This is a genomic window from Streptomyces sp. JLSY215, from assembly GCF_059682825.1.
The window spans coordinates 7,679,711-7,694,931 of sequence record NZ_CM185022.1 but is presented as its reverse complement, the minus strand read 5'-3'; the positions used below and the strand labels follow the sequence as shown (position 1 = coordinate 7,694,931).

Sequence of the window (15,221 nt, the reverse complement as noted above, 5' to 3'; positions counted from 1 at the left end):
CCTGCTACCCTCGGGGCATGCCCATCCCTGAGCCGACGGTCGGCACCAACCTCCCCGAGCAGCTGGTACGGCTGACCCGCCGGATGCACCGCGCCCAGAAGCGCCATATGGCGCACCTGGACATCGCCTTCACCCCGGCGCAGTCGCGGCTGCTGCGCACCGTCGGCCACTACCGCGGCACCGCGCCCCGGATGGCCGATCTCGCCGAGCGGCTGGAGGTCGTACCGCGGGCGGTGACGACGCTGGTGGACGCCCTGGAGGCGCAGGGCGCGGTACGCCGGGTGCCCGATCCGGCCAATCGCCGGGTGGTACGGATCGAGCTGACCGACACCGGCCGGTCCACGCTGCGCGCGTTGCGCAGCGCGCGGCGGGCCGCGGCGGAAGAGATCCTGGCTCCACTCACCGCCGACCAGCGCGAGGTGCTCGGCGGACTGCTGTCCACTCTGGTCGACGGGCCGGGTGAACCGCACTGACCTGACGCACAGTCATCGGAGGAGTGCCCGCCATGCCCCTGCTGGAGCCCCGCCCCGAAGCCCTGCGGCCCACCGCCACCACAGCTCCCGCGCACGACCGGGTGGCCGACGGTCGCGCGAGTGGCACCCCCGAACCGCTGCGCGGCGACCTGATCGCGCTGCTCGGCCCGGACAAGGTGCTCCACACCGTCTCCGACCTGGTCCGCTATGCCTCGGACGCCAGCCCGTACCGCTTCGTGCCGCAGGTGGTGGTACTGGCCGAGGACATCGACGACATCTCCGCCGTCTTCTCGTACGCCCATGGCAAGGGCCGCAATGTCGTCCTCCGCGCCGCCGGGACCTCGCTGAACGGGCAGGCGCAGGGCGAGGACATCCTGGTGGACGTACGCCGCCACTGGACCGGGATCGAGGTGCTGGGCGGCGGCTCCCGCGCCCGGATCCGGCCGGGGACGACGGTCGCGCGGGCCAATGCCACCCTCGCCCGGCACGGCCGGCTGCTGGGCCCCGATCCGGCCAGCGCGATCGCCTGCACCCTGGGCGGTGTGGTCGCCAACAACTCCTCGGGGATGACGGCCGGCACCACCCGCAACTCCTACCGGACGCTGTCCTCCGTCACCCTCGTCCTCCCCTCGGGCACGATCGTGGACACCGCGGATCCGGACGCCGAGGCGGAGCTGGCGCATGCCGAGCCCGCCCTGTGCGCCGGGCTGCTGGCACTGAAGGCCGACATCGAGGCGGACCCGGCGCTGGTCGCCAGGATCCGCGCCAAGTACGAGATCAAGAACACCAACGGCTACCGGCTGGACGCCTTCCTGGACGGGTCGACGCCGGTGGAGATCCTGCGCGGGCTGATGGTCGGCTCCGAGGGCACCCTCGGCTTCATCGCCGAGACCGTCTTCGACACGCTGCCGCTGGACCGGCACACCACCAGCGCGCTGCTGTTCTTCCCCACGCTGCGCGCCGCGGCCGCGGCCGTACCGGCGTTCAACGCAGCGGGCGCGCGGGCCGTGGAGCTGATGGACGGCAATACGCTGCGCGCCTCGGTGCGGGTGGCCGGGGTGCCGGCCGACTGGGCGGAGCTGCCGAGGGAGACCACGGCGCTGCTGGTGGAGTTCCGGGCGCCGGACGAGGCCGCGCAGCGGGCGTACGAAGAGGCCGCGGAGCGCGTACTGGAGGGGCTGGAGCCGATCGCGCCGGTGGCGTCCGTCACCAACGCCTTCACCCGCGACCCGGGGACCATCGGCCGTTACTGGAAGGCCCGTCGGGCCTTCGTGACGGCGGTGGGCGGCTCCCGGCCGGCCGGGACGACGCTGATCACCGAGGATTTCGCGGTGCCGCCGTCCCGGCTCGCCGACGCCTGCGCCTGCCTTCTGGAGCTGCAGGCCCGGCACGGCTTCGACGCGGCGGTCGCCGGCCACGCCGCGCACGGCAATCTGCACTTCCTGCTCGCCTTCGACGCCGGGAAGCCCGGCGATGTGGCGCGCTACGCCTCCTTCATGGACGAGTTCTGCCGGCTGACCGTCCAGCGTTTCGACGGCTCGCTGAAGGCGGAGCATGGGACCGGCCGGAACATCGCACCGTTCCTGGAGCTCGAATGGGGGCCGCGGGCAACGGAGTTGATGTGGCGGATCAAGGAGACCGTCGATCCGCACGGCATCCTCGCGCCGCGCGTCCTGCTCGACCGCGACCCGAAAGGGCATCTGCGCGGGCTCAAGACCATCCCCGAGGTCGAGGCGGTCGCCGACCCCTGCATCGAATGCGGCTTCTGCGAACCGACCTGTCCCAGCGAGGACCTCACCACCACCCCCCGCCAGCGGATCGTGCTGCGCCGCGAGATGATGCGCCAGCCGCCCGGCTCCCCGGTCACCGAGGAGCTGCTGGCGGCGTACGGCTATGCCGCGGTGGACACCTGCGCCGGCGACTCGACCTGCAAACTGGCCTGCCCGGTGGGCATCGACACCGGCGCGATGATGCGGGACTTCCGGCACCGGCGGCACTCGCCGCGCGAGGAGTGGGCGGCCGCGCAGTGCGCCCGGTGGTTCGGGGCCGTGGAGCGGTCCGCGCGGCTCGCGGTGGCGGCCGCGCACCGGCTCGGCGACCGGCTGCCGGCGTCGGTGACCGGCGCCGCCCGCAAGGCCGTACGCCCGGATCTGATTCCCGAGTGGCTGCCGGGGACCCCGGGAGCCGCGGCCCGGACGCTGCCCGTCACCCGGAAGACCGGGGCGGCCGCCGTCTACTACCCCGCATGTGTGAACCGGATCTTCGGCGAACCGGCCGGATACCGCGGCCCCTCGCTCCCCCAGGCGGTGGTGGCGGTGTCCCGGCGGGCGGGCCGTCCGGTGTGGATCCCGTCGGACGTCACCGGTACGTGCTGCGCCACCATCTGGCACTCCAAGGGGTACGACGAGGGCAACCGGGTGATGGCCAACCGCATCGTGGAAGCGGCGTGGGGCTGGACGGCGGGCGGGCGGCTGCCGCTGGTCGTGGACGCCTCCTCCTGCACGCTCGGCCTGGCCCACGAGGTCGTGCCGTATCTGACGCCGGACAATCGCGCGCTGCACGCCGGGCTGAACGTCGTCGACTCCGTGGTCTGGGCCGCCGAGGAGCTGCTGCCACGCCTGGAGATCGTGCGCACCGTCGGCTCCGCCGTGCTCCATCCCACCTGTTCCATGCGGCACTTGGGGGACGAGGCGCAGCTGCGGGAGGTCGCCGAGGCGTGTGCCCGGGAGGTCGTGGTGCCGGACGACGTGGGCTGCTGTGCGTTCGCCGGCGACCGCGGGATGCTGCACCGGGAGCTGACGGAGTCGGCGACGGCGAAGGAGGCGGCCGAGGTCACGGCGCGAGGGCCCTTCGACGCGCATCTGTCGGCGAACAGGATGTGTGAGGTGGGGATGGACCATGCGACCGGTGGGCGGGGGTACCACTCGGTGCTGATGGAGCTGGAGCGGGCCACTCGGCCGGACTGAGGCGGCGCGAGGGGCCCGCTCGCAGGGCGGGTGCGGCCGGGTCAGCTCCTGGCGCCCACGTGCAGGGCGACGGCGCTCCTGGCCGGGACGGTCAGCTGCGCGGTGCCGTCGTCGCCGACGCCGACGGTGTTGCCGGAGCAGCTGTCCGGCGCGGCCTTGGCGACATTGCAGTAGGTGCCGGCGGGCAGTGAGGTGGCGAAGGTCCGCTGGACTTCGCCGTCACCGTTGTTGATCGCGACGAAGCCCTTGCCTGCCCGGCCGAAGGCGATGGCGCTGCCGCCGTTGTCCCACCAGTCGGTCAGTTCGGCCGAGCCCACCGCGTTACGGAAGCCGACCAGGCCGGTGATCTCCCGCTTGGCGTGTTCGTCGGTCCAGCCGTCGGTGCCGCTGGGCGGGCCCGCGTCCTTGTCGGACCACTCGTAGCCGGAGTAGACGTTCGGGGATCCGTAGGGCGAGGCGAGCATGAAGACGTTGGCGAGGGTGTAGGCGGCGCCGTCCTTGTAGGTGAGCGTCGAGCCGTTGCGTTCGGTGTCCCAGTTGTCGACGAAGGTACGGGCCTTGTCGGCGCCGAGTTTGCCGTCCGCGACGGTCTTGAGCTGGGCGAGGTTGCCGCCCTGGAAGGCGCTCTTGAGGTGCGCGCCGTAGCGGAATTCGTCGACGTCGCCGATGCCGGTGTACTCGTCGGGCCGGACCGCCTCCCCGGCACCGTAGATGACTTCCTGCACCCAGTAACCGGGGTCGCTCATCTTGCCCTTGATGGCGGCGAGGTCGGTGGCGGAGATGTGCTTGGCGGCGTCCACCCGGAAGCCGTCGACGCCCAACGACCGCAGGTCGTCGAGGTACTTGGCGATGGTGGTGCGGACGTAGTCGCTGCCGGTGTCGAGGTCGGCGAGGCCGACCAGTTCGCAGGTCTGGACGTCGTTGCGGTCGCCGTAGTCGGAGATGTTCTTACGGCAGCCGTGGAAGTCCTGGTCCTGGTAGTAGCCGGGGTAGGTGTACTTGCTGTACTGCGTGCCGCCGGTGCCCGTACCGGATCCGGCCGCCATGTGGTTGATGACGGCATCCGCAATAACTTTCACGCCCGCGCCGTGACAGGTTTTCACCATCGAGGCGAAGGCGTCCCGGTCGCCGAGCCGACCGGCGATCTTGTAGCTGACGGGCTGGTACGAGGTCCACCACTGGCCGCCCTGGATGTGCTCGGAGGCGGGCGAGATCTCGACATAGCCGTAGCCGGCCGGGCCCAGCTGGTCGGTGCAGGCTCGGGCCACATCGGCGAACTTCCGCTCGAACATGGTGGCCGTGACGGTCTTTTCGCCAGGTGGGGTGGCCTGCGAGGGCCATGGCGCGAGGGTGGCCAGGCCGGCCGCGGCCAGTACGCCGGCCAGCGCCCCGCCCAGCACACGGGAACGATGCTGCATTGTGCGGCTCCTTCATCAGCGGACGCGGCAGGGCACACCACGCCCTGGTGAGCAGCCACGCGCCAGGCCGCCATGGGGGGTTGTGGATCCCGTCGGATCCCGTATCGGAGCCTGCCGTTTCGCTCGTGGACACGTCAAGGTTCGAGCGCCAGAAAGTGCAAGGCTTTTCAGCGTCTTGCGAAAGATGCAGTTGTGCGGCTCTTACTGCAAGGCAACGAAAGAGTCCAAGCGCGCCGCCCCAAGAGTCCAACTTGCCCTCTTGTGCCTCAGGTGGCTCAACCGCCAAGGTCCTGACCGAGGTTCCGTATGCCCGCGCACCATCCGCGCCGCTCTCAGGAGGACCGGTGAACGAGTCGGTACAGCAGAACCACGAACCCCTTCGCGACCACGACGAGGCGGGACCGAGCCGGCGCTCGGTCCTGTGGACCGCCGGTGCGGCGGGTGCCGGGCTGGGGATCGGCGGGCTCACGGCGGGCAGCGCCGCGGCGGCCACGCCGGCCGCCGCGGAGACCGCAACGGCTGCCGCGGCGACCCCCGAGGCCACGGGCAAGACCATGATCGGGGTGCCCTTCGAGCGGCGCAGCACCGTACGCGTCGGCCTCATCGGCCTCGGCAACCGCGGCGGCAGCATGATCGACCTGTTTCTCGCGGTGCCCGGCGTACGCGTCGTCGCCCTGTGCGACCCGGTGAAGGAAAAGATCGCCAAGGCCGCCAAGAAGGTCACCGACGCCGGACAGCCCGCCCCCGCGGTGTACGCAAACGGCGACCACGATTTCGAAAACCTCTGCAAGCGCGGCGACATCGATTTCGTCTACGCGGCCACGCCCTGGGACTGGCACTTCGAGATGGCGAGGACCGCCCTGCTCAACGGCAAGCATGTCGGGGTGGAATGCCCGCTCTCGCTGCGGCTGGACCAGCTGTGGGAACTGGTGGATCTTTCCGAAAGAACCCGCAGGCACTGCATGCAGCTGGAGAACTGCTGTTACGGCAGAAACGAGATGCGGGTGCTGCGCATGGCGCATGCCGGGCTGTTCGGCGAGCTGCTGCACGGTGCGGGCGCCTACAACCACGATCTGCGCGGCCTGATGTTCGACCCCAAGTACTACGAGGGCCCGTGGCGCCGGCTCTGGCACACCCGGCTGCGCGGCGACCTCTACCCCAACCACGGCTTCGGTCCGGTGGCCAACTACATGGACATCAATCGCGGCGACCGGGCCGTACGGATCTCCAGCTTCGGCACCCCCGCACTGGGCCTGGCGGCGTACCGCAAGGAGCACATGCCGCCGAACGACCCGAGCTGGAAGGAGTCGTACATCGAGAGCGACCGGACGATCAGCCTCGTCCAGACCGCCAAGGGCCGGGTGATCCGGCTGGAGCACGATGTCTCCACCCCGCATCCCTACAGCCGCATCAACAGCCTCGGCGGCACCAAGGGCGTCTTCGAGGACTACCCCGAGCGGATCTATATCGAGCCCGACCAGAGCAACGACGAGTGGGGCGACTTCGCGCAGTACGCGGAATGGGACCACTGGCTCTGGAAGGAGCACGCCAATCCGCCCGGCGGCCACGGCGGAATGGACTACATGCTCGTCTTCCGGCTGATGCAGTGCATGCGGCTGGGCCTGGTGCCCGACTTCGACGTCTACGACGCGGCGACCTGGACGGCACCGGTGCCGCTGAGCGATCTCTCCATCAAGGCGAAGGGCGCGCCGCAGGAGATCCCCGACTTCACCCGGGGGCTGTGGAAGAAGGCCCGGCCGGGGATGGATTCGCAGAAGCCGGAGGAATAGGGAGGAGTAGGGAGAAGTAGGGAGGAGTAGGAGCGTCGGGGGACGGGGCCCGGCGGACGGTGCCGCCCGCCGGGCCCCGGGGTCATTTCTCGCCGGTGACGACGGCGATACCGTCCGGCTCGGCCGCGTTCTCCGTCTGCCCCGCCGTCTCCGCGTGCGGTGCCTTCTCCGCCTGCCCGGCCTTCTCCCCGTGCTGCGCCGGCACATCCGCCGCCGTCTCCGCGGGCAGCTCGCCGTTCAGGACCTTCTTCGCCGTCACCCGGTCCAGCGCCCCCTCCCAGCGGGACACCGCGAACACCGCGACGCAGTTGCCGAGCAGATTGGTCGCCACCCGCATCGAGTCCATGATCCGGTCGACACCGAGCAACAGGGCCACCGCGGCGGCCGGGATGACGCCCAGCGCGGAAGCGGTCGCGGACAGTGCGAGGAACGCCGAACCCGGCACCCCGGCCATGCCCTTGCTGGTGAGCATCAGCACCAGGACGACGGTGATCTGCTGGCCGAGCGAGAGATCGACGCCGATGGCCTGCGCGATGAAGAGCGTGCCGATGGAGAGGTAGATCGAGGCGCCGTCGAGGTTGAAGGAGTAGCCGGTCGGCAGCACCAGGCCCACCGCATCGTCCCGGCAGCCCGCGGCCCGCAGCTTCTGCATCATCCGCGGCATCACGGTTTCGCTGGATCCGGTGCCGAGCGCGAGGAGCATTTCCTCGCGGGTGTAGCGGACGAACTTCCACAGGCTCAGCCCGGTGACCGCCTTGAGGGCGAGCCCGAGCAGGACGAGGAAGGCCAGCGCGACGCCGTAGCAGACCGCGATCAGCTTGCCGTAGGTCGACATCGCGCCCAGCCCGTATTCCCCGACGAGGTGGGCGGTGGCACCGAAGACCGCGAGCGGGGCGAGCCTCATGATGTAGCCGACAATGGTGAACACGACGTCCTGGGCCTGCTCGATCAGCGGCAGGATCGCCGGGACCTTCCGCTGCCCGAGGTGCAGCAGCGCGGCGCCCACCAGGCAGGCCAGCACCAGGACCTGGAGCAGGGAGTTCTCGGCGAAGGCGCCGACCGCACTGTTCGGCAGCGACTCCAGGACGAACTGGGCGGCGGAGGGCAGCTGTCCACCGTCCGTCTTGGCGTCGACCGCGCCCTTGTCGAGGGACGCGGGATCGACATGCATTCCGGCGCCGGGCGCGAAGACATTGCCGGCGAGCAGGCCGACGACCAGCGCGATGCTGGTGGCGACCTCGAACCAGATCAGGGCCTTGACCCCGATCCGGCCGAAGGCCTTGAGGTCGCCCGCCTTGGTGATGCCGGCGACGACGACACAGAAGACCAGCGGGGCGATCATCGCCTTGATCAGCCGGACGAAGCCGTCGCCGAGCGGCTGGAGCGACGACCCCGCCCCCGGCCAGAGGCGTCCGACGAGGACGCCGAGGACCAGGGCGATGAGCACCTGCGCAAACAGACTGGTGCGCAGCAGACGGCCGGCGCGGCGTATGAGGGTTCCATTGGCGTGCGGCACGGGCACTCCTCCATGGACGGTTCTGGCATACGGAATTGGACTTCCGCGGTCCGTCACTATTGCCGTCTGGCGTTCCGCACGAAAGAGGCCGGTGTCAATTCCCGGGAAATCTTGGAGCTTGATCCAGGCCGCGGCCGCCCGACTGGCCCGCTAGGCGCGCTTTGCCCCGCCTCCCGCTCTGCCGCCGCACCCACCTCTGCACGCCAGGCCGCGCCCTCATGCAAGGAGATGCGCCTTGTCCCCCATCACCACAACGGGATGCCGCGCCGGGTCGAGCGCACGCAGCAGGGCCGCCATCGCCTCCTTGGGGATGCTGACGCAGCCGGAGGTCCCGCTTCCGTGATCCAGATGCATCCAGATCCCGCCACCCTTGGACTGCCCCTGGGGACGCGTCGGGTCCAGCGGCGAGGTGCCCTTGACGCGGTTGTAGTTGATGGCGACGACATAGTCGAAATCGTGCCGGGTGCCCTTGTCCCAGTACGAGGGCGGCGTGAACTGCGGCGAGTGCGTGTACGGCAGCCGGGCACCCGGGTCCGCGAGGACGCCACCCGCGTCGGTCAGCGAGAACACCCCCACGGGGCTGCGCTTGTCGCCCTCATGGTGGTTCAGCGTCCAGCCGTGACGGCCGTTGTGCGCGGCCCACTTCGCCGTGCGGTCCCAGCCCCGGGCACCCTTTTCGAAGAGCACGACGGTGGACTCGGCGGAGTCCGGACCCTGCCCGTAAACAGCGACAACCTGCCGGGAATCGGCCGGGATCCGCGACCGCAGGGCGCTGCCGACCTCGGGGATGTCCTTGAGGTGTGTGGTCGTCGACGTACCACGCGCCGGGCCGCCGGGCCGCTCCTTCTTCCCCGCGCCGTCATCCTTGCCGTCCCCGCCGCTCGCGCCGCCCCCACAGCCCGCCAGAAGCACCAGCCCCGCGGCCATCGCCGCCACCCTCATCGCACTGCCCGCAATTCGCATGGCCACATCGTCGCACCGGAAGTGCGACGAACCTTCAGCACCCGCCCGTCACCTACGCGTCCCACACGATTGGCCCGATACCCACGCCGGCGACGGAAAACCGTTTGAAATCGGCACGCCCGGCGCGCCAACCTTCCATCTTCCGCTCCGGATACTCCTCCCCACCCACTCCCCCACGCGTTCCCGCCCGCCGCACCGCTCCGCCTCCGGCCGGAACATCCGCCCACGACACGTCTTGGACATCATGCACATTCGCGACCTTCCGCACCCCGACCCCGGCGTCCCGGACGTCCGTACGGGCGGCAGTTTTCTCCTGTGGCTCTACAAACAGCAGCTCGGCGGGCAGGCCAAGGCCCTGTTATGGGGGCTGGTGCACACCGGCGCGGTGGCCACGTTCCCCCTGCCGGTGGGCATCGCCGTACAGGCCGTGGTGGACCGCGACACCGGCCAACTCATGCTGTCCGGCGGCCTCATGGTGCTCCTGGGGGTTCTGCTCTCCCTCGGCGACGCCATGCTGCACCGCTCGGCGGTCACCAACTGGATCACCTCCGTCGCCCGGGTGCAGCAACTGCTCGCCCGCAAGACCACCGAACTCGGATCGACCATGACCCAGCGGGTGGCGGCCGGTGAGGTCGTCGCCGTCAGCACCGGTGACCTGGAGAAGATCGGCTGGTTCGTCGAGGCGATCTCCCGGTTCGGCGCCGCGGCACTGACCTCGGTCGGCGTCTGCGTCGCCCTGATGGTCTATCAGCCCGCCCTCGGCGTCGTGGTGGCCCTCGGCGTGCCCGTACTGGCACTGGCCGTACTGCCCCTGCTGCCGCCCGCCACCCGGCGCGCCGACGCCCAGCGCGAGAAGGCAGGCAAGGCGACCGAACTGGCGTCCGACACCGTCGCCGGGCTGCGGGTACTGCGCGGCATCGGCGGCGAGGAACTCTTCCTCGGCCGCTACCGCAGCGCCTCTCAGGAAGTGCGCAAGGCCGCCGTGCGCAGCGCCCGTATGTGGTCCCTGATCTCGGCCGTACAGGTCGCGCTCCCGGGCCTGCTGCTGATCGCGGTGGTCTGGTACGGCGTCCGGCTCGCCCTCGACGGCCGGATCGCCATCGGCGAGCTGGTCACCATCTACAGCGCGGTCGCCTTCCTGCTTTATCCGCTGCGCCACTTCGAAGAGATCGCGATGGCCTACTCCTTCTCCAGGCCCTCGGCGAAGCGCGCGGCGCGGGTGCTCGCGCTGACCAGGCCCGCCGACGGCCGGACCACCGGCCCCACCACCCCCGACGGCGATCTGCACGACCCCGTCAGCGGCCTGACCGTCGCGGCAGGCCGGCTGACCGCGGTGGTCTGCGGCGACCCCGACGCCGCGGGCCGGCTCGCCGAACGCCTCGGCGGGCACGCGCCCGCTCCGGACGAGGATGCCGCACCCCTGCCGTCCGTCCTCCTCGGCGGCACCCCGCTGGACGATCTCCCACGCGACGCCGCCCGGACGGCCGTCCTCGTCCAGGACAAGGACCCGGTCCTGCTCTCCGGCACCCTCGGCGAACTCCTCGACGTACCGGCGTCCGGGCGGGTGGGCACGGCTCAGGCGCTGGCCGCGGCGCAGTGCGGCGACGTCCTGACCGCGCTGGCGCAGGCGTCCGTCGACGACTCCGGGGACCCGATGCGTACCCGGATCACCGAACGCGGCCGGTCACTGTCCGGCGGCCAGCGCCAGCGCCTCGCCCTGGCCCGCTCCCTCGTCACCGACCCCACGGTCCTGGTGCTGGACGAGCCGACCAGCGCCGTCGACTCCCATACCGAGGCGCGGATCGCCGACGGCATCCGCGAGATCCGGACCGGCCGTACGACGGTGGTGCTCACCTCCAGCCCCCTCCTGCTGGACCGCGCCGACGAGGTGGTCTTCCTCCCGGCGGGCAAGGTCGCCGCCACCGCCACCCACCGCGAACTGCTGCGCACCGACCCCGGCTACCGCGCCGTCGTCACCCGCGAGACCGACGACGCACCGGCCCGCCCGGCACCCGCACCGTCCGCACACCAAACCCCCGCGCAGCTCGAGGAGACCGCATGATCGGCCTGGCGCCACCGGAGCACGATCCGGACGCCCCGCAGACCACCACGACCCTGCCCGTCGGCTCCCCGGCGACCGTCCGCGGCTACGTCACCGGCCTGATCCGCCGTCACCGTCGGGCCTTCGCCCTCCTGATCGGGGTGAACGCCGCTGCGGTGATCGCCTCGATGGTCGGTCCGTACCTCCTCGGCGAGCTGGTCGAGGACCTCTCCGCGGGCGACCGCGACATCCCCCTCGCCCGCACCCTCGCGCTGTTCGCCCTCGCGCTGACCGCCCAGACCGTGTTCGTAGGGACCGTACGGCTGCGCGGGGCGATGCTCGGCGAGCAGATGCTGGCCGATCTGCGCGAGGACTTTCTCGTACGGTCCGTGGCGCTGCCGCCGAGCGTTCTGGAACGCGCCGGCACCGGCGATCTGCTGTCCCGTATCACCACGGACATCGACCGGCTGGCGGAGGCGATGCGCGAGGCCGTACCGCAGCTGTCCATCGGCGTGGTGTGGATCGCGCTGCTGATCGGCGGGCTCACCGTGACCGCGCCGCCGCTGGCGCTGTCCGTCCTCATCGCGCTGCCCGTGCTGATCGTCGGCTGCCGCTGGTACTTCAGGCGTGCACCGAGCGCCTACCGTTCCGAGGCCGCCGGATACGCCGCCGTCTCCGCCGCGCTCACCGAGACCGTGGACGCGGGACGCACCATCGAGGCACACCGGCTGGGCCCCCGCCGGATCGCCCAATCGGAGCGCAGGATCCGGGAATGGACGCAGTGGGAGCGGTACACCCTGTACCTGCGATCGGTGCTCTTTCCCGTGGTCAATGTGACGCATGTGCTGCTGCTCGGCTCGGTGCTGCTGCTCGGCGGCGCCTTCGTCATGAAGGGCTGGCTGACGCCCGGTCAGCTGACCACGGGGGCGCTCCTGGCGCAGATGATGATCGAGCCGATCGGCATGGTCCTGCGGTGGTACGACGAGCTGCAGGTGGCGCAGGTGTCGATCGCGCGGCTGGTGGGCGTGCGGGAGATCGAACCGGAGGCCGCGGACGAGCGGGTGACGCCCGACGGCCGGGACGTCCGCGCGGACGAGGTGCGGTTCGGCTACCGCGCCGGGGTCGATGTGCTGCACGACGTCTCGCTCCAGGTCCGCCCCGGCAGCCGGCTGGCGCTGGTCGGCCCGTCCGGCGCGGGCAAATCGACGCTGGGCCGGCTGCTGGCGGGCATCTACGGACCGCGTACGGGCACCGTCACCCTGGGCGGCGCCGAGCTGTCGGAGATGCCCGCCGAACGGGTCCGCGCCCATGTGGCGCTGGTCAACCAGGAACACCACGTCTTCGTGGGCTCGCTCCGCGACAATCTGCTGCTCGCCTGCACGAGCGCGGCCGATGCCGAACTGTGGGCGGCGCTGCGCGCGGTGGACGCCGACGACTGGGCGGGCGCGTTGGACGAGGGCCTGGACACCGAGGTCGGCTCCGGCGGCCATCCGCTCACCCCCGCGCAGGCCCAGCAGATAGCGCTGGCCCGGCTGGTACTCGCCGACCCGCACACGCTGGTGCTGGACGAGGCCACATCGCTGCTGGATCCGCGGGCGGCCCGTCATCTCGAACGCTCGCTGGGCAAGGTGCTGGACGGCCGCACGGTGGTGGCCATCGCGCACCGGCTGCACACCGCGCATGACGCGGATCTGATCGCGGTCGTCGAGGAGGGCCGGATCAGCGAACTGGGCAGTCACGACGAGCTGGTCGCCGCGGAGGGGGCGTATGCGGCGCTGTGGCGGTCCTGGCACGGGTGACCGGTCGCCGCCGTGGTGGTCGTCAGGCCTGCCGGCCTTCGTCTCCACGGGGGCGGCAGTCCTCGCGGGTGCGCGCCGCGACCCCCGGGCCGCGGCGCGCGCCGGTCAGATGTAGCCGAGGGCGCCGAGGGCGCCGACGCCGCCGAGCACCATGAAGACCGGCATCAGGACCTTGATCTCCACCCAGCTGCCCGCCTTGAAGCGCATGCCCTTGGGCGGGCCGATCGGGTACCAGCGCTTGCGGCCTATCGGGATGGGCCACAGCACGGGGCAGCCGGAGACGGTCAGCGCGTCACCGATGTCATGGACCAGCGCGCCGAGCACGACGGGCAGGCCCAGCCAGAGGTACTCCTCGCCCGGTCCCGTGAACAGCCAGTGCGCGCCGTTGCCCGGCTGGTCGAGAATGCCGCCCAGGATCCAGGCCGAGGCCGCGCCCAGCAGCCAGACCAGCACATCGCTGGAGACCCGCGCCGCCCGCCACAGCAGGCCCTCGATGGCGAGGACCATATGGACGAAGAGGATGGCCAGGACCGCCCACCGGCCGCCCTTCATCGCCAGCAGGGACATGCCGCCGCCGACCAGCACGGCCCACACCCAGGTGTGGGTGAGGGTGCGGTGCCCGCCGTTGCGGTTGGAGTCGCCGCGCATCCTGGTGGCCTTGTAGACCGCGTGCGAAATGTTGTCGACCACCTCGCAGACCATCCGCGAGAGGGGGCCGAAGGAGCGGGAGATGGTGGCGGACTTGTGGTCGAGGTCGGGGGCGAGCGCCGCGCCGGCACAGATCAGCGCTCCGCACAACAGCACCGGCCAGGGCATCGGGTGCCCGGCGGCATCGGCCGCCGCGCCCACCCCCAGCCAGGCCGCGGCCCCGGACAGCGAATGCGCCGGTCCCATCATGGTCGTTCCCCCACCCTTGTTGTGTCGGCTGTTGTGTCGGCCCGCGCGCTGCCAAGGCGCTTCCGACCCCGCTCCGCCGCCATGCTTTTGACGCCCGGTCGGCTCGGCGACTCAGCGTAGCGTCAGATGATCTCCGCAGGTCGCGCGGGTGCGGCCTCACACACCCAGTACTTCGTCCAGCCAGTCGAACACCCGCTGGTCGAACCGGGAGCGATTGTGGCTCTCGCAGTGTCCGGCCGATCCCTCGTCAGCCGTGAAGCGGACCAGCTTCCTGGGGCACTTCAGCGCCTCGTACAGCTGCTCCGCCTGCGCCGACGTCGGGTCGTTCTCGGCGGCCGCGACGAGCGTGGGGCAGGCGATGGAACCCACCACATCCGCCAGCCGGTAGCGCCGCATCTCCACGACGTACTCGCCGAGCGAACGCAGACCGTGCACCCACAGCGCGCGCTGGACCAGCTTCCATTTCAGGATCGGATCGTCCGCGATCCCGGCGAGGTACGGATCCAGTTCCGCCGGGTCCACATCGGGCAGCCGCTCCTTGAGGTCCTGCGGCAACGGCAGCTGCTTGGCGAAGGCCGACGGATCCCAGTGCCCGGGGTCGGCGATCAGCGCCGCGATCCTCGGCTCGCCGCTGACCCCGCGCGGTGCCAGACAGCCGCCGAAGCTCCAGCCCATGACGGCGATCCGCTCGGCGTCGACCTCCGGCAGCGTCAGAGCATGATCGACGACGGGACGCAGCACGGTCTCCCAGTCCGGGCGCAGCGTCAGGCCGTCCTTGACGAGGGACCGTCCCTGGCCCGGTCCGTCGACGAGCAGGCAGGCATAGCCGCGGCGCAGCGCGGGAACGGCGTGCGACCAGTACATCTCGTGGATGTTGGAGTCGTAGCCGTTGACGCCGATGAGCGTCGGCCGGGCCGTGCCCCCGTTCCGCGGCGCGCACAGGTAGCCGGGCAAGGTGCCGCGCTCGAAGGGGATCTCCACGGGCCGCATGGGGTGCTCCGCGAGCTCCGCGAAGCGGGCGAAGCAGCGGCTCTCGTGGTCGAACGCTTCGACCAGCCGGGGCTCGACCGGGGCGCCGAAGAGCGGGAAGTAGGAGACGCGGTAATAGGTGCTCGCCCGCTGGTACGCCTCGCGGGCGCTCACCCGATGGCCGCGGTCGTCGCTCTCGCGCGCCCAGGACTCCACCGTCGCGGCGGTCGCCGACCATTCCCGGTGCCATCCGGCGACGTCCCCCGGGACGATCCGCCCCACGGTCTTCTCGCACTCGCCGTACTCCGCGCCCCCGCGGGTGCTCAGGGCAAGCGCCCGCTCGGTGAACGACTGGAACAGCGGGTCGCTGGAGAGGGGAGGCACGGGCG

At 71.2% G+C, this 15,221-nt stretch carries 10 protein-coding genes; 5 read left to right on the top strand and 5 right to left on the bottom strand.

Annotation, left to right across the window (positions count from 1 at the left end):
* Positions 1-17: 17 nt before the first annotated feature.
* Together AC5677_RS34005 and AC5677_RS34000 are read left to right on the top strand one after the other, a co-directional pair.
* The gene (locus AC5677_RS34005; RefSeq protein WP_497191723.1) at positions 18-473 is read left to right on the top strand and encodes a MarR family winged helix-turn-helix transcriptional regulator; all 456 of its coding nucleotides are present in this window, start codon (positions 18-20) and stop codon (positions 471-473) included.
* A gap of 32 nt (positions 474-505) precedes the next feature.
* The gene (locus tag AC5677_RS34000; protein WP_497191722.1) at positions 506-3,439 is read left to right on the top strand and encodes an FAD-binding and (Fe-S)-binding domain-containing protein; all 2,934 of its coding nucleotides are present in this window, start codon (positions 506-508) and stop codon (positions 3,437-3,439) included.
* A gap of 41 nt (positions 3,440-3,480) precedes the next feature.
* Here the strand turns inward: AC5677_RS34000 and AC5677_RS33995 are convergent, their stop codons facing one another.
* Positions 3,481-4,857, bottom strand: a complete 1,377-nt coding sequence (locus AC5677_RS33995; protein WP_497191721.1) for an alpha-amylase — start codon at positions 4,855-4,857, stop codon at positions 3,481-3,483.
* Between the two features lie 344 nt (positions 4,858-5,201).
* On the opposite strand from AC5677_RS33995, the gene AC5677_RS33990 reads away from it, so the two are divergent.
* Positions 5,202-6,647: a Gfo/Idh/MocA family protein gene (locus tag AC5677_RS33990; protein ID WP_497191720.1), complete on the top strand. Its 1,446-nt coding sequence runs from the start codon at positions 5,202-5,204 to the stop codon at positions 6,645-6,647.
* Between the two features lie 82 nt (positions 6,648-6,729).
* Here AC5677_RS33990 and AC5677_RS33985 read toward each other — a convergent pair whose 3' ends face one another.
* Positions 6,730-8,163, bottom strand: coding sequence for a cation:dicarboxylate symporter family transporter (locus AC5677_RS33985; RefSeq protein ID WP_497191719.1), 1,434 nt, complete (start codon positions 8,161-8,163; stop codon positions 6,730-6,732).
* Positions 8,164-8,379: 216 nt separating this feature from the next.
* The gene (locus tag AC5677_RS33980; protein ID WP_497191718.1) at positions 8,380-9,126 is read right to left on the bottom strand and encodes a L,D-transpeptidase family protein; all 747 of its coding nucleotides are present in this window, start codon (positions 9,124-9,126) and stop codon (positions 8,380-8,382) included.
* A gap of 244 nt (positions 9,127-9,370) precedes the next feature.
* Here AC5677_RS33980 and AC5677_RS33975 point away from each other — a divergent pair, with 244 nt between their 5' ends.
* Together AC5677_RS33975 and AC5677_RS33970 are read left to right on the top strand one after the other, a co-directional pair.
* On the top strand, positions 9,371-11,188 hold the full coding sequence (locus AC5677_RS33975; RefSeq protein ID WP_497191717.1) for an ABC transporter transmembrane domain-containing protein: 1,818 nt from the start codon (positions 9,371-9,373) through the stop codon (positions 11,186-11,188).
* A complete protein-coding gene (locus AC5677_RS33970; RefSeq protein WP_497191716.1) occupies positions 11,185-12,966 on the top strand; it encodes an ABC transporter ATP-binding protein in 1,782 nt (593 codons plus the stop codon). The genes AC5677_RS33975 and AC5677_RS33970 overlap by 4 nt, the downstream gene beginning before the upstream one ends.
* A 105-nt stretch (positions 12,967-13,071) precedes the next feature.
* On the opposite strand, the gene AC5677_RS33965 is transcribed toward AC5677_RS33970, so the two are convergent.
* On the bottom strand, positions 13,072-13,863 hold the full coding sequence (locus AC5677_RS33965; protein WP_497191715.1) for a metal-dependent hydrolase: 792 nt from the start codon (positions 13,861-13,863) through the stop codon (positions 13,072-13,074).
* A 156-nt stretch (positions 13,864-14,019) separates the two neighbouring features.
* On the bottom strand, positions 14,020-15,216 hold the full coding sequence (locus AC5677_RS33960) for an alpha/beta hydrolase family protein (RefSeq protein ID WP_497191714.1): 1,197 nt from the start codon (positions 15,214-15,216) through the stop codon (positions 14,020-14,022).
* Between the last annotated feature and the right edge of the window lie 5 nt (positions 15,217-15,221).